At 32.8% G+C, this 22,793-nt stretch carries 6 protein-coding genes and 1 pseudogene; 6 read left to right on the top strand and 1 reads right to left on the bottom strand.

What is annotated here, in order from left to right:
* The first annotated feature begins 122 nt into the window (after positions 1-122).
* Entirely contained in the window at positions 123-4,601 is a 4,479-nt protein-coding gene (locus NL281_RS04975; RefSeq protein ID WP_253303040.1) for a helicase-related protein, read from the top strand.
* Between the two features lie 9 nt (positions 4,602-4,610).
* The gene (locus NL281_RS04980) at positions 4,611-16,400 is read left to right on the top strand and encodes a DEAD/DEAH box helicase (protein ID WP_253303041.1); all 11,790 of its coding nucleotides are present in this window, start codon (positions 4,611-4,613) and stop codon (positions 16,398-16,400) included.
* Positions 16,401-16,600: 200 nt separating this feature from the next.
* Here the strand turns inward: NL281_RS04980 and NL281_RS04985 are convergent.
* Positions 16,601-17,417: pseudogene (locus NL281_RS04985) on the bottom strand (IS630 family transposase).
* Positions 17,418-17,811: 394 nt separating this feature from the next.
* Between NL281_RS04985 and mutL the strand changes: the two are divergent.
* The 4 genes from mutL to NL281_RS05005 all read left to right on the top strand — a co-directional run bounded on the left by mutL (position 17,812) and on the right by NL281_RS05005 (position 22,654).
* Entirely contained in the window at positions 17,812-19,608 is a 1,797-nt protein-coding gene (mutL, locus tag NL281_RS04990) for a DNA mismatch repair endonuclease MutL (RefSeq protein WP_253303042.1), read from the top strand.
* Positions 19,609-19,676: 68 nt separating this feature from the next.
* A complete protein-coding gene (gene wmk, locus NL281_RS04995; RefSeq protein ID WP_253303043.1) occupies positions 19,677-20,561 on the top strand; it encodes a WO male-killing family protein Wmk in 885 nt (294 codons plus the stop codon).
* A 54-nt stretch (positions 20,562-20,615) separates the two neighbouring features.
* The gene (locus NL281_RS05000) at positions 20,616-21,704 is read left to right on the top strand and encodes an IS481 family transposase (RefSeq protein ID WP_253303703.1); all 1,089 of its coding nucleotides are present in this window, start codon (positions 20,616-20,618) and stop codon (positions 21,702-21,704) included.
* A gap of 284 nt (positions 21,705-21,988) precedes the next feature.
* Positions 21,989-22,654, top strand: a complete 666-nt coding sequence (locus tag NL281_RS05005) for a JAB domain-containing protein (protein WP_253303044.1) — start codon at positions 21,989-21,991, stop codon at positions 22,652-22,654.
* The last annotated feature ends 139 nt before the right edge of the window (positions 22,655-22,793 follow it).

The raw sequence follows: 22,793 nt of genomic DNA on the forward strand, positions 1-22,793 counted from the left end.
TTGAAAAAAAACACCGTGTTTTAAGAACCTTATTTATCGACATATAAAATTTTTTCTTGCCTCTTTTCAAAGAATAAAACATCTTAAATTAAGAATATTGATAATTCTTTATAGGGAGTATTATGCACGTAGGAAATTCTAATAGTCAGCAGGTAAGTCAGAATTTGCTACCTTCTTCAACTCATTCCTCTGATGAGGAGTACTGTGATGCTAGTGATAAGGTTGAGAGATCTTCTATATCTTGTGAAAGTGATTCTGACCTGGAGTCTATTCCTACTGTATCACATTTTAAGCAGCATACCTGGAAAGGTAGTCAGCATAAAGAAGTTGATAATATTCATCAAAGCAATCTTGATCAAAGCAAAGAAGGAATAAGAAAAATATTTAACCAAGATAAAAAACAATACATAAAGGAAAAGTTAGAAGATGGTAAATTAGTATGCTCAGGTAAACTTTCTTACGGTAGTATAGATATCAAAATACATGGTTCAGGAAGCTTATTTACTTCTAACCAAGATAATTTTGTTGCGAGGATAAGAGTTCACAATCAAGAAAGGTTAGATTTTACTAAATCTTTCATAGATGTTAAGAGAAAACTTTCTGAAAAGCTTGTAATAACCGAGATTTTAAAAGATGAATTGTTAGATAAAAGAAATACTGCTTATGGGCAGTTTAAACAACTTTTGCATGGTAGAAGTGATAAGACTGCAGATAATCTTGAGTATGCAGAGGATCTTTTACAGCTTTCCATCACACTAGAAAAATATAAGAAACTAAAAGATTTAGATACTTCAATATTGACTGATATAGCTAACAATAACTACATCTCAACTGAACTTAAAGATGTTATTCAAGGCTTGTTAAATATAGAAAAAGCTTTGCGTGAGAGAAACAAGAATTTTCCTAGACTCGATGATTCTGCTCAGCCCAGCATAAAGAATTTATTAGGAGAATTACAAAGAATTCGTAACGAGTTAATAGAGTGTCATAGAAAGTCCTTACGTGATAAATGTTCTTCCTACAGTTCCTCACTAGCCTATTTAATGATTTCTAATATAGATGCACTGCTTGAACAACAAGCACTTCATGTAAGTAACAAAGACATAAATTTATTTTCTGACCTTGCTAATGCAATGGATGAGCAACTTTTCTCAGAATTTTTAGATAATTTGCAGGATTCTTTTTTTAGAAAGGTAAATGAAATAATGAAGTACAATTCGTTGAAGGATTTTGCGCCTTTAACTCATCCTATTTATTTTTATCTTTGTAAGAGCTTTCAGGAGTTAATTTTAGAGATTAGTAGTAAAATAGACATTCCTGTTAATGATTTGCTTAAAAAAAATGAACAAGGAAAATGGTGCTTGATAAAAACTATAAATTGGCCATCAACTTCCTCTTTAAACCACTCTCTTGAGCAGCAATATCGCTTTATCTTTACACTAATGAAACATTTTGAGCCAGGTTATTATTCTAACGAAAGGAAATTTGAGAATGATAAAACATTATGGCAATTTATCAAGAGCTTGTTTGTTAGCAGTGACGAGTTGTCAGCTATACCTGAAGAGCGCTTAGTATGGATTTATATTCTTAACAATGCTATTGCCAATCCACTTTCCAAAGAAGAATTAAAGTTATTTGAACCTCTCATACAAGGCTATACTGATTTTATTAAAAACACAGAAAGTGATCATGATGAGTCATTTCGAATAGCAACACATAATGTTATAAGGTTTATAGCACAAACAAGTCCTTATCTCTCAAAAGAAGTTTCAGAAATTGATCGAGATATTTTAACAAAACAAATAAAATCTATTAAGAAGGCGTTTTTAGATGAACAATCTAGTGATTTTAGAGACTTGGTAGATGTATATAACGAGTATTGGAAGAATAGAAAATTTATTTTAGAAAAAATTCCTGATAAGTTTCCTTATGGGGAGTTCAAGCAAAACATGGAAGCAATACGTAACACACTACTTGATATTGCAAGTACTGCACTTGATAAAAAAGCAAAATCACAAGGGTTCATTAAGTACTTTAGATCGTTTAATGAATTTTTAGAGGATTTAAATAGTATAGAATTCAATTGGTTTATTAAAGAAGCTAATGACTTAACTGAAGTAGAAGTAGCCAATAAAGATAAAAATTCATATAAGGTTTTAGATTCTGAAAATTTCATCAAAAAATACAAGAATAATATTCCTAATCACTACTTAATTGAAATCACTCAAGATCTATTAAATAGAGTAAGTAATTTACTGAGGCAAAAGAAATGGTCTGATGACGATAATTTAAGTGCGGCAAGTGAGTTACTATCAGCAGTTAAGAAATCTTTTCTTTATCTCAAGGAACAACCTAATTACGTATCTTTTGCTACATTTAAAAAAGAGAGTACAGAGCCGTTTATTTCTGTAGTAGATAATAGCAGCTCTTATAAGGATTTTAAAAAACGAATTGGTATCATAGGGGAATCTTTTTGGTATTTAAGAAAACAAGATGAGATTGATATAGATAAAGCTTTAGAGCTATATAGAAAAGAAAACAATAATAGCACAGTAGAAGCACTAAGAGATTGCTATAATAGATACTTAAAAGAATTTAACTCCTATATACAAGAGGCTTCTGACAAAAATTACCAAGATAAAATTAAATTTATTACTGAAAAGGTACGGAAGCAATCAAAACAAATTAAAACTAATGAATGGAACACAAAATTCAAGAGAGAAACTTTACCTGATCTTCTTGCTGGATTAGCTGCTGTGTGGTCCATACAGGAATCAAAAGATATTACAAGTACAGGAAAGAGCTTAAAGCCTCATTGCATTCAAATATTATGCATTTTGCGATTGTTAAGTGTTGATAAAGACTCTAAAGGTATTGATAAGCATCTTGCGCAAGTCTTAACAGGACAAGGCAAATCGCTTGTACTAGGTTTACTCTCTTCACTATTAGTATTGACAGGTCATAAGGTCAGAACTGTTTGTTATAGTGAATACTTAGCAGCTCGAGATCAACAAGATTTTAACGGCTTTTTTAAGGAGTTTGGTATTGGTGACAAGATAACTTATGGTACATTTGAGGAGATGGCAAATGAAGTGCTGAAACCTGAAATAAATGGTAAGAAGCAAGGTTTAAGGGAGTTAGTTAAAGATCGAATCTTAAATCACAGCGTAGAGCAATCTGGACAGATAAAGCAAGAGGATATCAGTAATACTACTCTTTTAATAGATGAAGTGGATGTTTTCTTTTCTGATCAATTCTATGGGAATACTTATGGTGCATGTAATACTATAAGAATTCCAGCATTAGATAGTATTCAGGAAAAAATATGGGAAATGGCCAGCAAAAATTATGAAAAAAGTACTATTTTGAAAGAGGTAGAAGAATTCATTAAGAAAAAGATAGGAGAAAGAAATCAAGATTTTAAAGAATTTAATAAATTTTTATTTAAACCTGGAAAATACTATCTTTTGAAAGAAAAAGATAATGTGGTTATTAAAAAAGAATATACTAATCGGTCTCTCTATCAAGAACATCTAGAGGAAATGATTGATGCTGCAATACGTGTTACAAAAGGAAGTGATCAAGATTGGTACATTAACAACTATAAAATTAACGATAAAGGAATCATAAGTTATAGAAAATCCGATGGGATTTATTCTACTCACACTTACTGTGGTTACTATAACATATTTAATTATTTTAGATTGAAGAAAAAAGACTTTGATTGTAAAAATTATGGGTATTTGAATATAGGTTGTGGCGTAGTATCTTATGCAAAATTGCCTGAGAAATATCCTCTTATCTTAGGAGTGAGTGGTACCTTAGCTACGCTTAATGATCATGAGAAAAAAGTGGTAAGAGAATCTTATAACATCAGAGAAAATTCCATCATGCCATCTTTTTTTGGTGATTCTCATTTAAAATTTAATTCAAGTGAAAATTTTACATCTCAGAATTCAGAAGAAGAATGGCTCAGTAAAATTTTTAATCATGCAAACTCTAAGGTTGGTTCAGGACAATCAGTGTTAATATTTTTTAATACAGATATAGAAATAAACAAATTCAAAGAAAAATTCTCCGGTAAATTTGATCGATTGCATACATTAACAGAAAATACTGAAGAGCATGCCAAAGAGAAGTATATTGATGAAGCAGGTATTGCAAAAACAATAACGCTAGCAACAAGAGGTATGGGTCGTGGTGTTGATTTTAAGTCTAGTGTTGCTGTAGAAAATAGCGGCGGGGTGCATGTTATACAGACATTCTTTTCACTTGATATAAAAGAAGAAACACAGATTAAAGGTAGAACTGCACGTAAAGATAATAAGGGTAGTTATGAATTGATACTCTGCAAAGAACATTTGATAAATGCTGGATTTATGAAGGAAAAAGAAGCTCCTGTAGATTATCAAAGCTTAAATACAACCAGAAAATTGAAGATAGAAGAAAAAGGCTCAAATAATGAAGAGAGAATTAAAAAATCAGAAAGCAACCATAAGATAACGATCGATTTTCTTGAATCTTTTTTTCAAAAAGAATGTAGCACTAATATAGATCAGCCATCTGTGGAACCAGCAGTAAATAGACAACAAAATAGGTAGGAATTATATATGTTTAATGTTCAAAATCAACAGATTAGTGACAGTGGAAGAAATGTAAGCTCTTTTTTGAATATTGAGCAAGCTATTGAATGTTTAAATTCTTGGGGAGTTTGGACGGGGAGTGAGTCTTGGCTAGCAAGTACAGCGGAAGAATTAAATAAACGTTATAGGGAGCTAAGAAAAGACATAAGAGAAAATACTAATTCTTGGTCGTATTCACAGTATTGTGAACGCTTAGCCTATCACTATTATAACCTTGCATGCTACTGTAATGATGAGCTGTTTAATAAGCATAAGGTTGATTTAGAAAGCGTAAAACAATATCTAGAAAAATGTTTAGAGAAGCTTGCTGAAGTTTCTGGAGAAGGCTATTCAGACGGGACAAAAGAATTAAAGAATGATGCTGAAAAGTTTTTGACAGAAGTAAAGAAAATACATGAGCAGCAAGAAGATCTGCTGACAAAATATAGCACTTTTAATAAATTCAAAAAGTACACAAAATTATGTATTGTTTTAGGTAGTATAAATCAGGTTCCTTTGCAACAATGCTCTGCTGAGAATAGACAGCAGATTCAAAATATTCAGCTGTTAAGAGTCATTAATATGCTAGAAGATGCAATTACTGTACCTGAGTATAAAAATACTTTCATTACTGCAGAGCAGTCTGACTATTTAGGTCAAGTGTATCAATTGGCTGGCCAACCTGCACTGAGTATACGATATAAGAGAACTAGTGACAATCTCAAAAAAACTGTAAATGCAACGAAGGAACATAGTGATAAGAAACAGGAGATAAAAGATATTATTAGCAAAGAAGTTAAAGAGTATAAAAGTAATTTAGTGCAAGTTAAAGATTATATAGAAGAAAGGCTTCATAGGTCGCTTAGCACTATTGACAATGCTTATATTGAGAGAAAATATATAAAATATTGCGCAAGGCTTTGGCTACAAGAAACAACAAATTTACTAAAAGAACTGACTGAAAGTAAAAGCCGTGCTGTTATTCAAGAAATTTTTAATTCACTAGATGATATAAAGGATTTAAGCCAGATTCCTAATCCTTTAAACCAACTTGAGTGTTACATCCTTTTAATGAAGCACTATGAATTGGTTAGGAAAGAGGATGAAAAAATTTTCATAAGTCGGTTTAAAAAAGAGTGCTTGGAACAAATAGTTGCCTATAGTGATTCTGCTGAAAAAGAATTAGTTTTTCTAGAAACTTTTGTTGACTTTTTAAGTTCCTCTAAAAATCTTCAATCAATTATTGCTGAACTGGAATTAGGAGACTTTTGTCGTGGTGATTTATCGTTTGATGAATTGATCAATAATATTATGAAGCTTGAAGTAGATACTTATGGTGAAAATCTTACAGTTTTGCAAGAAGCAACAGAGGGCTTGGAGGAAGAAGATCTTTTTTTAATAGACAAGTTTAAGGAAATTATAGGTGCTTATATAAAACCAGTAGAAATACAAAAGAGAAGAATAGATAATCGATTGGTTGTTGAAGTAAAAGGGAAGAACATTGTTGTCAGTGAAACTTTACGGCAATTAGAAAATGCACTTTTAGAAAATCCAAATATAGAGGAAGTACGTTTTGTCGGCGCTGGTATTATACATATTGATACAAACCTTAAGAGTAAAGTTTGGCAGGGAAGGAATGTAGTTATTTTAACCAAAGCAATAAAGGTTTATGATCAAGTAACCTGGGATGTATCTGGAAAAGATAACGATCATACCTATTCCAATAATGCAGGTACTGGAAAAGATGGTCATGGCAAACAAGGAGCAGATGGTTATCCTGGGGAAAGTGGTGGCAATGTTTTAATTTTAACGGAAAAGATAGAAGGCCAAGAAAACTTTACCATTATTTCACATGGTGGCAAGGGTAGTAAAGGCCAGAATGGTGGTAATGGAAGAGATGGTAAGGATGGAGTAGGTATTACGAAGGCAGAATTTGATAAAAAGTTTCCTCCTGTTGCTGATTTTAGTTCAGGGAGTATACAGAGAGAATATACAATAAAAAAGATTGTTGAGAATATTAAAAATGATTCATCAACAGTAGAAACTGTGTGGTATACAGGGGCTAATAATGCAACAATTGAAAAAATTATTAAAGATATTGAAGATATACGCTCTTATAATGAAACAGCATGTCAGATTGCATTAGCTGGTGATACGACTCCATCACTCAAGAGTTTTGAGGAGAATATTTTTATAAAAACAGTTACAAGTCAAGGAAATGAGGTCACTTTTTCTTTTGAGCGTGGAGGCGGGCTGACACGTCGTCAGGCTTTTTTTCTCTATAAAGGGTCATTAGGACAACCTGGATGGCATGGTGGAGAATATGGGTTAGGTGGTCAAGGGGGATATGCTGGAGAGATAATAGTAAGAAATCTAGAAAATAGCAGCCAGGAGTGTGGTATTATGAAAAATACCAACCAAGGAAAAGAAGGAGAAAAAGGACAGGGAGGTCTACATGGTATCCATGGGAAAAATGGTTGGGATATGGGTTATATGGATTATTGGGTTTCACAATTCTTCACAGAAAAATGGCCTAGATTTTTCGGTACAGATCAAAGCAGTAAGTGTACACTAGAATATTATGATAATAATTCAAGTGATCGAGTATGGTGTCCATATAATAAAAAATATGCTAAAATTATAGCTACTAATATTGAGCACAAAAAACAAAAAAAATATGAGGAAAGGAAGAATACTAGACAGAATAGTGAGCAACAACATCACGCACAAGCTGTAAGGAAAAAAAATATTTCACAAAGTAGCATTTTAGCTAGTTATTTTCATCATTTGAGTTCTATGGAAAAAAATACATTGCAGGACTTACGATCTGATTTAGAAAATACTAAACAACAAGCCTTACAAGCAATCACTGAAAATCAAGAACAGCAGGAAAAGCAAACTACAGAATTAGGAATTAAGCGTCATTCTCCTTACCATAACAGAAGTAAGCATCATAATAATGTCTTTATTACAACATCTAGTATCACTTACAGAGAGACTATTGATGTTAAAAGTTTTATTGATAAGCTAAAAAAAGAACCATTGCTGCTAGACAATTGGTTTCAGTTAAAAAAGGCAGAACTTAATTTATCTCAGCTTAGTCAGTTATTTTTAGTTTTTGAAACCTTAAAAGGTAGCCCTCCTGAAACGAGTAGCTTACAAAATAATACAGAGCTACAAGACATAGAGAAGCTTTTGATTGATAAGTATAGACTTGCTACATTGCAAGAAGTTGTAAAGCAATTACCACCTTATCAGGAGGTTACAAATAATGTAGAATTAACACCTGAAAATGCAGCAAGATATCTCATTGAAGCAAAAGAAAATGATAACAATATTTCTCACCATATTTTAGGAACTCTGAATCAATATCTTTATGAAAATAGTACAGAACAACATGAAAAAATTTCTAAATTCAGTAAAGAAGAATTACAGAATACAGAGAATAAAGCTTTAAAATACTCAATTAGAGCGTTTGTTTTAGAAGTAGGAAAATTAGAAGAGGAACATACAGATGTTAAAAAATATTATAACGAATATAAAGAATTTCTAGAAAAACAAGAACGCAATTTGAATATATTCTTTGAAGCGTTTAAAAGTGAGTTATCTCAGCCAAGACATGCAGAAATATTTGATTTATGGATTAAAAGTGTTAAAGACAAATCTTTAATAAGTAAGCTAGAGGAAAAAATACAAGAAGATAATTTTCTAAAAGTTCTTTATGATCGTTTTAATAATCAGCTTGAGCTAGAGTATGATTGGGATAAGTGTTGTAAAGATCAAGCTATTCTAAAAGAGTATAATGATTATATTCAAGAAAAAGGCCCATTATCGGGAAGTTACAGAGAATTATTAGCCTACGTTTTTGGTATTAACATCAGATTATATGTTGAAGATCAAGATAATAGATTGTTCCTGCGAGGTGATCACAACCCTTCATCTAAGAAAATTATTCACATATTATGTAGAGACAATAAATTTATACAATTAAATATTGATAAAAGCTACTTAAAGCTAGAAGAAGAGCGCAAAAAGAAAGATAGTCTTTATGCACAGATTTTTGCAAAAATTAGGCCATTTAAACAAAAACAGGAGTTCGATGATTACTTAAATAATCAAGCTTTTCTATCCAATAACAGTCCTTCAGAAGATGAACAATATTTTAATGAAGAGGAAGATATAGAAAAAATTATAGAATACTTTCCTGAAGGGAAAAAACAACAGTTAAAAGAGCGATTGAACAAAATTACATCTCAATATATTGGGCAGCAAGGAATTTTGCATAACATGTTGAAAAGCTTTTCTAGCGAAGGAAGATATGTATCCTCTCAAGAATTATGTTGTTTAGTGAACTCAATTCTAACCTTTATTATCGAAGATAGAAAAGAGATGAATATCTTTTGCTGGATAGTTGCAGCTTATCCTCAAAAGAATTGGATAGATGAATTGATATTATTGCAACTCGAAGATTATTTCAAAAAAACATTAATAGAGAAACCTGAATGGAGAAAGTACTTATCGAAAATAGAAAATAAGGACGTTTTACTGTTATTTAAAGTAAAGTTAGATCAAAATAAATCAAGCAATCCTATTTCTACTCAATGTATTGAAGATACTCTACGTTTATTAAGTAATATTCCAAATGAGGCAGTTAGTTTAGAAGGACTAGAGTTATCTGAGTGGCCTTATGCACTAAAAGAAAAATACTGGACATGCAAGCTATCAAAATTAGTAGATTGGCAAAAGGATGACTTACCAACAGCTTCTTACTATCTTTTATCTATAGAGAATATTTTTGGCGCTCCTTTAGCGGAGAAATTTATAGAGGCTCTAGAAAAGAAAAAACAAGAATTGTCATCTGATAAGCTTACTAACATTTTATCTAATTTTCATAATGAAAAATGGAACTTAAGTACAGAAGAGTTAAATACCCTTAACAGTTGTATAATTGATAAGTGGGCACAGAAAATGCAGCAGAGGTTTACTGCTAATAAAGAAGAACGGAAGATATCGCAGTTAGTTGAACTAATTAAAGGTAATGCTAATACTTCGAAAGAAATTTTAAACAAATTGCCAAAAATTAAGAATCATATTGAAAGTATTGATAAGTATGTAACTTCTGGAAAACCTATAGGTAGTTTTACGGAAGATGATATTAAAAATTGGGTAAAAGAATTTCAGAGCAATATGGATAAAGGAAAGCAAGATGTAAAAGAGGAAATGCTTGCTGTAATATATAGAGCAATAGAGTTAAAAAAAGAATTAGAACTAAAAAGAGTATTTAAGCTTCGTGATACTCAAAAATTAACTGTATTGGCGTTATTGACAAATGATCGCAGCACCCTAGCACAAGTGTCTACTGGAGAGGGAAAATCACTAATTGTAGTAGCAGCATCAATTATGAAAGCACTTTGTGGAGAGAAAGTAGATGTTATAACTAGTTCTTCTGTATTGGCAAAACGTGATGCTGAGGATAATAGAGATATCTATAATTTGTTTGGTATTAATGTATCACATAACTGTAGTGAAGATATTGAAAAAAGAAAGGAAGCATATTCAGGTAATCAAGTGGTATATGGTGATTTATCTAATTTCCAGCGCGATTATTTATTAGATAAATTTTACGGGAAAAATATTTTAGGAGATCGTAATTTTAACAATGTAATTGTTGATGAAGTAGATAGTATGTTGCTCGATAAAGGTAACAATATGTTGTACTTATCTCATGATCTGGCAGGCCTAGATAAGCTGGAATCTGTTTACATTTACATTTGGCAGTGGATTAATAGACCAGCTAGAGATGATAAAGAACTTTGCTATGCTTTTGATGCTAAAGCAATCAAAGAAGCAGTGATAAGTGACTTGTATGGATTGGTGAAAAAAGAAGATATTGAAAAGCTTGGGTCTGAATTAAGCAAGCAGCAAAAAAATATTATGTGGGAACGTTTAATCAAAGCTGAGATATTGGATGATCAGGGCAAATTGTTAAAAGGAAACATTAATAACAATGAACTTAATAAAGTACTTTCACCTGAATTTAATTGTTACAAAGAGCGTCTTCATTACCTTTTAAAAGAGTGCATTGAAAGAGAAAAATGTATACATGTTCCCAATAATCTCAGACCGTTTATTGAACAGCACTTAGAATCTTGGATTAATAGCGCTATAACCGCGTTCTTCATGAAAGCAGGAGAGGATTATGTAGTGGATGTAGATAAAACCGGAAGTAGTACAGATCGCAACCCTAATATTACAATTCTTGATAGAGATACAGGAACAGATCAAGCAAATTCTCAGTGGGATGAAGCACTACACCAATTTTTGCAACTCAAACATGGGTGTAAATTATCTTTACAAAGCTTAAAAGCTGTTTTTATCTCTAACGTTTCTTTTTTTAAATTATATAGCAACTTATATGGGCTAACAGGCACCTTAGGGTCACAGAGAGAAAGAGATTTATTGCAGGAGATACATGAGGTAGACTTTGTGACTATCCCTACAGCCAAGTCTAAGCAATTTCATGAGGAAAAACCTATTCTTTGTACTGGCAAAGATGAATGGATAAAGTGCATATATAACGAAGCAAAAAAGCTCACTGATGAAGAAAAACGATCTGTTCTAATCATCTGTGAAACAGTAAATGATGTAGAGACTTTATACAAAGCTTTTGGAGGAAAGGATGCAAAACATGTTCATACATATACACGAGATTACGAAGAGTTTGATAAAGGGTTTGAAATTGTTCAAGGTAACAAAGAGTTGGGGCAAGGACAGATTATTATTGCAACAAATCTTGCTGGTCGTGGAACTGACATAAAAATTACAGAAAAATTGAGGGAAGCAAAAGGGTTGCATGTTTGTTTAACTTACCTACCTAGCAATATTCGAGTTGAACAGCAAGCATTTGGGCGAGCAGCAAGAAGTGGAGACCAGGGTTCTGGTCAATTAATCATTATGGATTTAAAAGGACAAGAATATAGTAACTCAAAAATACTTGATTTAAAAAAAGAGCGTGATGTGGAAGAATTACATCGTATATCTGACATTAAAGCTTACTATGATACTCAGATTACTATGGAAGAAAGCTGTTTTAAAGCATTCAAAGAGCAGTACGAACAATTGAAGAAAGACCTTGATGATAAAAAAGTACCTACTGAAGTTAAAGAAATTTTATTGCAAAGTTGCTTGGACAAATGGGCTTTCTGGTTAGATGAACACAGTAAATATGTAAGAAATTTGACAGGTGAACAGGATAAAAGAAATCTTTACAACTTACTGGACGAATTTATCTCACGATTAAAGAATTTAGACACTGGGTATAGCGAAAAGTGGATACCTTCGTATGAAGGACCTTCAACTCTAATTATTGAATATGATAGCACAAACTGGTTAGCCTGGGTTAAAGAAAATCCAATTCAAATGATTAAACTTGGAAAGTATCTCTCTCAAAATGAGGAACATAAAAATGCTCATAAAAATGCCATTGAGCTGTTTGATGAGGTGATTAAAAAAGAGCCATATTTTTCTGAAGCAGCACGTTATTACAAGGCATTTGCATTAGTAAAGAGGGTTGATTTAGAACAAAAGCCTTTAAAAGAAGAAGATGAGAAAGTTTTGAAAGAATTTAAGCAAGAATTGCGAGAAGCTGCAAGGCTTTTAGATGAGCATAGTAAATTTGCTATCAATGCAGCAGGTATTATTGGTAAGATTAAGAAGAATAATAATGAAAGTATCATTCAAATCGACGCCTATGAAGAACAGCAAAAGAGCTTGGCTAACCTTTATTATATGTTTTCACGATCTGTAGATGATACTTTGGGTAACACTATTACTCCACAATCTTTTGTTAATCATGATATTAAAGAAGAATTAGCTAAAGTTCTGTATGAGGATTTGCTTAAAAAAGGTATTTTAAAAAAGCCGAGAGTAAAAAAGAACATTTCCGAAGAAGAGCTAAAAATAATCAGCTCTGGTTATGGAGTATCGGTTGAAGCATTAAAAGATTTTCTTTCTAAGTATAAAGGAAAAGAAATTAATGAAAAAGAATTTCAAAAAGCGTTAAAAAAAGCAATACCATTACCTAGCAGAGAAGCATTTTGGAAATTGCTCATTCAAAAAAAAGACTTAAGTGAAGAAGTTAAGTATGTTGTAGTTGACAATGAAAGATTGAGAGAAATTGATCCATCACTGTCAGATTCTCTTGATGAAAAAGTAAAGAAAGGAACACTGGAAAAGCAAGCTTTGAAGTCTGGTAATGGGGAAATTTTTTTAAACGTAGAACAGATTACACAACAAAAAAATAACGGTAATATTTTTAAAAAAGATGACTTTATAAAGATTGTAGGCGAAGACAAATATAAGATGTTGAAAGAGAGAGGAGTACTTTTATCTAACAGGAAAGTGCGTATAGACCCAAGTAGAATTGAATCTATGACTTTTCCTTGTTATGATTCTATCACTCTGGAGGATTTTTCTAAAGTAAGTACCACTAAAAGTGAAGCTGAAAAAGTTTTAGCAGAGCTTGTTAAGCAAAAAGTTCTTGAGAAAAAGGATGACTCAGAAAATAACGCTTATGGACTAAAAATTAAGTTTAATGAAATTGAACAAGTTCAGCTTCCTTCTTGTCCAGTTTACGAAAATACTGTAAAAGGACTATTATCTGCATGTTTTACCTATAGAATAGCTCTTCAAAAAATTGCAGGACAGCTAGAAGAAAAAAACTTTCCTGTCCGTCTGCAATTAACGACTAAACCACATCAAAGTTTAGTTTTGGAGTTATTGGAACAAAAAATTATCAGACCTACTACTGTGACGACTAAGAATGAAGATTTAGAAGAAAAGTTGCAGAACATTTATAGTCGAACAATGACTAGAGATGATTTTAAACTTATACTTTCTCAAGGTAAGCTTATTTCAACAGAGTGTACAGAAGAGCTTTTTAATTGTTTAATTAAGAAAAAGTGGATTGTCAAGTACAACCCAATACAATCTATACAAGATGAGGGTATTGGCAAGGAAAGTATTAAAAATGCCGGCAAATCTTTAGTACAAGATCTTTATTATATTAATAGTCCTGATAAAAGACAGATACCTTTGAACTTTTCTCCCGAAGGAAGCCACAAGAACGCGCTGACCAAGTCGCAAAGTATTGATAAAACAGTGGAAAAAGTTTTAGATAACCGATTACAGTTGGCAAAAGAAGATACAATTAAAAATATTGTCAGCACTTTGAAAAGATCAAGAAGTTCATTGAAAGCTCTAAAAGTGCCTGACAGTAAACTAAAACCTTTCACTGAGCTTTGTGGTCAAGGTGAATTTGCAAATATAGAAGAAGTGCATGTCTTTTTTCTAAATGGGTTAGATCAACTTTTACAGTTAGAAGAAAAGAAATGGACACGAGAAATGCTTATTAACACTGCAGTAGTAACTGCTATGGGAATAAGTCAAATAGCTGTAGGTACTGCTATAGAGTTATATTCAGTAGGTGTTATGACTCATGTTGGTGCTGCATTTGTTAGCGAGGGTGTAAATGATATCTTCTTTGCTGCTGGTGCTTTAAAGTCAGGTTATTTTAGTTGGGAAGATTATAGACAACATAAGCTTGAAAGTTTAATGATGACAGCTGTTACTGTTGGTATAGGAGCCTACCTTTCAAGAGGTGCTAAGGTCTCACGTTTTGGCCATAAGCTAGCTGGGCCTAGCTTTGAAGCTGGTGGAAAAAAGGTTGCAGAGATGTCTGGCACTAAATTAATTAAAACTGCAGGTTGGAAAGTAGTAGGAAAAGAAGTTACAAAGCGTATTACTCTTAAAGCCATGGAGGGGATAGCGCTTGGCTTAGCCAATGCAGGAGTTGACACGCTCGTTGAGAACTACCTTCAGGGATTGTGTGAAGGTATAGCCTCTAGTATTTTGTCAAATATTGAACAAGAGGTAGAGAAGCATAACATTTCTGCAAGCCTGAAGGAAGTATATGAGATATTAGGGGAGGAAAAAGCAAAAAAAATGGTGAATGATTTAACCCAGAGTGCTTTCACTGAACAAAATTGCGTGGAAAAGCTCTTGCCTATAGCTAATAAGATAGTTGGTAGCGTAACTCAAGGAATTGCAAAAGCTGTTGAAAAAAGGAGTACAACAAGCAATAAGTTAGTATTTCCTATTCATACTATCAGCAAAGTGGTAGTTTGGCAAGAACGTGTTGCTCATATTGCTGATATAACAATGATTACTGGTAAACTTTTAGATGATTTAGATAAAAAAATAAAAAATAAATCGAATAGTAATGAATTGAAAAAAAATGCTGGACTAGATCAAAAACAAGAAGCAAAAAAAAGCTATGAGAGCTTTAAAAAAGAATTAATTGATCAGTGGAAATCACTGCTTTGCGAAAAAGCTGGACGAGTGATATCACAGCATATTGTAAGTCCTATCCTTAAAGAGGGCTCTAATCAGATGATTAGATATGTTGGAAAGAAAGTGCAAAAAGCATACAAATCTTACAAAGAAAGTGGGTATTTTGAGCACTTTGGAGAGCTGAAGCAGGAGTATAAGGAAAAGCTACAGAGTGAACAACAATGTGACAATACTTCTAAAGCAGAAGACCACATTACAGAAAAATATCATGAAGATTTGCGAAAGCTGATGATTAAAACTAGAAATCCTGACTTACTTGCAGATATAGTCCGAGAAAACATTCCAATGGATATGACATGTGTTAACGCGTGTACTCAAGTAGTATATAAGATACTAAAAGAGCAAGGAGTTGTAATTCCAGGGCTAATCGTTATTGTTCAAGGAAATGGTGGTATAAGACAAGAATTTTCATCTATATCAGAAGGAACAGGAAGGATAATTATTCCTCTTGAGCTCAAAGATAATCATTTTGAATTTTGCGGAAGCAGCACATCAGAAAACAGTAGTGAATCAAAAAATAATTGCTTATATGAAGCTTTATCAGAAACTATACCTGGATTAAGAAATATAATATCACCAGAAGGATTCAGAGATAAGGTAGCTGATTGTATTAAACATGATAAAGGAATACGGTATCACATTCAGCAAGGCTGGCACCGGCTTCCTATATCTCTTGGTGCGTTTGGTGGTGCATCTGCAAGAAAGCGTTCGAAGGTAATACATGATTTTGAATCGTCATCCTTTGATAATGAAGAGTTTCTTGGTTACGAAGAATATCAATATAGGGAACGTAACGTATCTGATCACCTAGAAGACCGTTTTACACGCTTTTTTCGTATTGGTGGAATAATACAAAGAGCTTCTGAACAAACAAATATACTAAGGAATCAAGTAGTCAAAAGTGGATCAAGTAAATCTCAAGATCAGAGTAGCAACAAAGGAAGAGAAATTCATGCAGCGCATGTAGTCAGACTTGGTGAGATTAATCACGAGATGGTAAAACAATCTGAACAGCTTTATAATGAATTCGTAAATTTTCTAGGTCATACACAAAATGTTCCAAAGTATGCAAACGAGTGGCATGGAATAGGTGGAGATATAGATAAGTTTCAATCAAGGAATCTAAAAGAATTAGGTAAGATAAATTTTAGAGAAAGCCTTACCGTAGAAGATGCAAGTATAATAAAAAGCGTAAAGGAGGATTTTATAGCCGTACTAGATACCCGAATTAATGGAGGAAAGCTTGATAGTGGAAAGAAGTCGGAGCTCATAAAGGTAAAGACAGCTTTAACTAATACTACAATTGAAGCAGTGTTTGAAAAAGGAAAAAAAGGTTATTTAGGTGAAGGCATGAATGCGTATCGATAGGCAACTACTTGCTATTGAATTTTAACGAATATTGCAAGATTAATCGGGGATTATTCTCTCTATCGTTCTCTACATTTTTATTACGGAAAGTTCAAATTCTAAATTAGGAGGAAATAGAGAAGCAAGTAAGAGAAGTTCCACAATTTTTAATCCACAGCTAAATGAGGAGTTATAGCTTTTTACCCAATAGTGAGAACATCTCATAAAAAAGCAGAATCGACAGCTTGACGAAAAGATTTGAACAGAGTTTCTGGCTCGGGTTTATAGCAAACCAATGATGCTCAGTTTCATTAAAATCTGGAGAATAAGGAGGAAGATACAGAATCTCTGCACCAATACCTTTGGCAAATTCACTTGTTTTCTTGGATTTATGAAAAGTTGCATTATCCAAAATCACTGTTTGCTCAGACTGTAATATTGGTACCAAAAATTGCTCGAATCAGCCATTAAAAACCTCTGTATCACAATACCCTTCAAAGGTCATAGGTGCAAAGATTTTTCCCTTACTTAAAGCTGCAATCATGCTGAGTTTTCTTACCTGATTTTAGTGTATGAAACCTTTCTCCCTTTCTGCAATATCCGTATATTCTGTATTCTCTATACCAGATTCATCAATATATCAAATTTTTAGGGGACTCTGCCGATATGACTTTCAAAAATTCAGCACGTTTTTCTTCATTTCTTTCTTTATATCAATAAGTCTTTTTTTGCGTTTAAATCCACTTTTTTTAGAGCTGTATGAATCGTTTGATGACTATATATTGCCTCAGCACCTCTGATTGTGTTTTACCGCCGTGTTTTTTTATAAATTCTGCAAACGCATTCCAATCGGTGATTTTATGATTATAGCCTCTACTTCTCAGTTTCTTCGATTCCTGTTTCTTTCCGCCTTTTCTCCCATTTGTACAATGTTACTCTACCGATTTTGAACCTCTTTGCTACTGCTGTTTTACTCTCTCCTTCATCTAACGCCTGAATGGCTTTTTTCCTTAAGTCATAACTGTACGCTGCTGGCACTTTTACCTTCTTATTACCCTAAATCTCTATTTTATTCTGTTGCCACTATTATTAGAAGGGCTATAATTCAGTAAAATTTAAGAATTTTAATAGTTTAGCAGCATGAAACACGCAATAAACTGCCACTTTTAAATTTGATCAGACTTAATTAAAAAAGACAAGATTTTCAATAATTTGCCAAAATCTAATCCAGAATTCGGGTTGAAAACATGGCAAAAATTAGATGAAACTGCTTTACAACATAGTATAAGCTTACAATGGGTAATATGTATAATTAGAAAGCAAGCTATAGGAAGAAAACTAAAATACAGAAATCAGAGACACCAAAAAAGAGATATAAATTTTAGACAAAGTAAGTCATGAAGGGTATATTTTACTTTCAATCAAAGCTTCTATGGCAATAATTCTTTTAGATACAAAAACAATAAACCGTATAGCAGCGGGTGAAGTAATCGAAAGGCCAGCAAGTGTAGTAAAGGAATTAGTAGAAAATGCAATAGATGCTGGAAGTTCAAAAATAGAGATCAAAATAGAAAGTGGTGGGCGCAATCTTATAACTGTGACAGATAATGGAAATGGAATAGAAAAGGAAGATTTGGAACTTGCGTTTATGCGCCACGCTACTTCAAAATTAAGCGATAGTGAGTTAATAGAAATCAAGCACCTTGGGTTTAGAGGAGAAGCTTTGCCTTCAATTGCAGCAGTAAGTAGAATGAACTTATCGTCTAAGGCAAGTGGAGCAAAGGAAGCATGGTCTATAAGGTATGAAGGAGGAGAAAAAGTAGGAGAAGTTATCCCTTGTTCTCTATTGGAAGGTACATATATTGAAGTTCGTGACTTATTTTTTGCGACTCCAAATAGACTAAAATTTCTAAAAACCGAAAGGGCAGAAACACAAAGTATTGTTGATATTGTGAATAACTTAGCGATGATTAATTATAGTATTGGGTTTACTCTCACTTCCGGTAATAAAAAGCTCTTAAAATATGTTAAGCAAACTTCATTATTTAACAGATTATGTGAAGTAGAAGAAGAATTTCAAAGCAATTCACTGGAAGTTAAAGAGGAAGAAGAAGGCATCAAACTTAAGGGACACATCTGTAAACCTAATGTCAATCGTGGCAACTCAACTCAGATTTATACGTTTGTTAATGGAAGGCCAATAAAAGACAATCTACTTGTTGGTGCAATTAGATATGCGTATCACGATTTTATTCCAAACAATAGGTATCCTTTTGCAGTGTTGCATTTAGAAGTACCATATGACCAAGTAGATGTAAATGTGCATCCAAATAAATCGGAAGTAAGATTTCAGAATAAAAGGCTAATATATGAAATAGTGAGAAGAGGGATAATAAAAACACTATCAACGAGATTTGCAGCGGGTGATCAAGGTATTGAAGAGGAGCTAATTTTTAATGATAGTAAAAGCCAAGAGCAGGTTGATAGTCAAGAGAAAAAAGATCAAAAAGAGTTTTATGAAAAGAGACCAAGTCTTTTAGAAAATCGTCTAATGAAAGAATTCAATGCACCAGATGAAAGAAGGCAAAGCTTACCAGAAACTTTTAAGTATGGAGAATCCCCAGCCCAAAAGGGAACGATGGTTTTAGAAAGGAAGCAAATTGATTTGGTAGAGGATCATCCCCTAGGATATGCACGTTGTCAGGTCCACAATACTTACATTATTGCTGAGGCTGGAGATAGGCTGATTATAGTAGATCAACATGCAGCCTATGAGAGGTTGATATACGAGTGCTTAAAGCAAAAATCAAGCATAAAAAGACAAAAACTTCTTCCTGAAACAGTTGAAATTAAAAACCAAGCTGGAATGGGGATGGTTAAAACTTATAAAGATGAGCTTTTTGAAATGGGTTTTGATATTGAAATACAATCAGAAGATAAAGTAACGATAAAAGAAATACCTGCAATCTTGGGAACAATAGATATAAAAGAGATGCTAGTTGATATAGTAGATAAGTTAATGGAAATGGAAGATACGTTGCCAATAGAGGATAAGGTGAATAAAATATCAGCCACAATCGCTTGCCATGGAGCAGGAAGAAAAATGAAATTGGAAGAGATGAATGAGATACTAAGACAAATTGAGAAAACTCCATATCCTGGTCATGAAAGACCAACTTATATAGAAATGAAACTAATTGATATAGAAAAATTGTTTGAAAGGAGATGAGTTCAGTTTGTCAAAAAGGTTCCCAATTAAGTATACGTAACAGCTCTTCTGGTTATGGAGTATAAAATGTGAAAAAAGAGAATAAATGCTCTAATTTTTTAGATTACAAAGTAATAGGACAGGAAGTAAGAAATCGTAGATTAGCAAAGGGATATACTCAAAAAGATTTAGCAAAAAAAATCGGAACAACATATCAGGTAATACTTCAATACGAAAAAGGAACACGCAGAATTTCAATTAAGAAGTTATATGAATTAGCAGAAGCATTATCAACAACTGCTAGAGATCTAGCTTGCGTACAAGAAGTATCAAATGAGGGAAGGTATGAGGGAGAAGAGGTATTAAATCTAGTAAGAAGACATAGAGAGATTAAGGATCAAGAATTACGTGAAACGTTTTATTTATTAACTAAATTCATCCGTATTAGTGAGGAAGAAAGTGGAAAGGCGGTAAAAATAGAAGTAGCAAAGGGTTTGGTTAAGGAAGGAGTTTCTGCTCATGTTATCTCTCAAACGACCAGTTTATCTATTGATGAATATGATAATGATGAGAAAAAAATTTCCATTCCGTATAAAGTAGGTCAAAGAATAAAAGAATGGAGGTTGAGAAGAGGATACACTCAAGAAGATTTAGCAAGTAAAGTGGGTATAATAAATCAAAGAATATATGAATATGAACAAGGACGAGCTGGTGTTTCACTTGAAATGTTAGATGAAATAGCAAAGGTACTATTAATTAGTATTACAGACCTACTTCCAGAAACAACAGAAAATGAGAATAGTGAAGTGGAACTATCAAGGTTAATAGAAGAATACAAAAAGATTAAAAGCCAAGAACTACGTAATGTACTAATAAAATCTCTGTTTGAAAGCATACAAGTTTGCAAAGAGAAAGTGAAGAGAGTAGAAAAGATGAAAATTACAAAGAATTTAGTTGTATTAAACAAGACTTGATCTGACACTTTAAAAAAGTAAGTTATAAAATAATAAAAGAAAGGAGTGTTAGAAATGAGTACAATACAAACAAAAATACTAAAACCAAAGCTAGGGTTATTAGAACTAGCAAAACAACTAGGAAATGTATCTCAAGCATGCAAAGTGATGGGATACTCAAGAGATACATTTTATCGATTCAAAGAGTTGTACGAAAATGGAGGAGAAGAAGCATTACATGAGATAAGTAAGAAAAAACCTCTATTAGCGAATAGAGTTTCCGACGATATAGAAAGAGCAGCGATTGGTATAGCAACAGAATTTCCAGCATATGGGCAAGAAAGAGCTGCAAATGAACTGAGAAAAAGAGGTATAATAATTTCTCAGGGAGGAGTGAGATCTATATGGCTGAGAAATGATCTTGAAACTTTCAAGAAAAGACTTAAAGCACTGGAAGCAAAAGTAGCTCAAGATGGAATTATATTAACCGAAGAGCAACTTGCAGCTTTAGAAAAAGTTAAAGAACAAAGAGAAGCACATGGTGAAATTGACACCGAACATTCAGGTTATTTGGGTTCTCAAGATACCTATTATGTAGGTAATATAAAAGGTATAGGAAGAATCTACCAGCAGACCTTCATTGATACTTATTCTCGAGTAGCATTTGCCAAGCTTTATACAGACAAAACGGCTATTACTGCTGCTGACTTGCTGAATGATAGAGTGATACCATTTTTTGATGAGCAAAATGTGCCATTATTGCGTATCCTTACAGACCGAGGAACAGAGTATTGTGGTAAGCCTGAAAATCACGCTTATCAGCTTTATTTGGGAATCGAAAATATCGATCATTCTAGGACCAAAGCCAATTCTCCACAGACTAATGGCATATGTGAAAGGTTTCATAGAACTATGCAAGATGAGTGTTACAATATTATCTTCAGAAAGAAAATCTACAATTCTTTGGAAGGTCTACAGATTGATGTTGATTATTGGTTGCGTTCTTACAATGAAACAAGACCGCATTCAGGTAAATATTGCTATGGTAAGACGCCTATGCAGACTTTTCTTGATAGCAAACATGTTGCTTTTCAGAAAAATATTAGTAGCATTACACAAGAGACTGATATTAGTTTTGACTACCTCAATTCTTCTGTCAGTTAATTCTTGTCTGTCAGATTAAGTCTTGTCTTTTACAATTTAGTTAAGGAAGGAATTTCTATCAATATTATTTTAAAAACAGTAGACATCTCTTTGGACGAAATTCAACAAATTTAAAATAAAAAATCATTATCTATTAACATCTTTACTTTTTGATGAAAAAATAAGTAAAAAAGATTGAAAAATTGATTTGACTTCACTCAAAAGCTATGGCCTTATGCCAATGCTGACAAAAAAACAGCAGTAAATATATAAAAACATTTTGTTATTAGTGAAGGGTAATTTTTATGAATAATAAGAAAGATCGTAGAGAAGAAATAGAATTCAGAGCATTAGAAAGCAACGGTAAAGCACTACTTGATCGTGAAGTAATAGAAACGTTTCTAAGTGCAGTGCATGACAGGGAAGAAGCTCGAATTATTGCTAGAAAGCTAATAGATAGTTTTGGAATAGGAGGAATTTTAGGCCAGGAAATAGATGACTTGAAAACTATAGAAGGGATAACTGACTCTACAGTAGCAGTAATTTTATGCCTAAAGGAAGCTGCAAAGAGAGTACCAAGAGAAGAGTTAAAGAAAGGACCTGTAATGGATAACTTGGAAACCATCGTAAAATATTTAAGGGTGAGTATTGGTTATTCAGAGGAGGAAAAGATGAAAATAATATATTTTGATCAAAAGTGCCGTTTAAAGGGGGAAGAAGTGTTTACTGGTACAGTGGATAAGGTACCTTTTTACATAAGAGAAGTAACAAGAAAGGCATTAATAAGAAAAGCGACGTCAATAATAATATCGCATAACCACCCAGAAGGAAGGTTAAAGCCATCTGATGAGGATCAAGCTGTAACTAAAGACTTGGCTGAAGCTTGTCAGACTATAGGGATTAGGTTACTGGATCACATTATCATTACAAGTGTTGGATATTTTAGTTTTAAAGAGCAAGGACTGTTATAAAGCAGATATTTGAAGATTTTCATGAGTTGTTTAACTACTTGAATGAAGAAAGTATTTGCAAGTACATTAACTATTGCTTATAATTAATGAGAAAGTATATATTGAATTAATAATAAAGTAATAAAGTCGGTTGTAGACT

It is taken from the genome of Wolbachia endosymbiont of Phyllotreta cruciferae, assembly GCF_918697765.1.
GTDB classification, from domain to species: domain Bacteria; phylum Pseudomonadota; class Alphaproteobacteria; order Rickettsiales; family Anaplasmataceae; genus Wolbachia; species Wolbachia pipientis.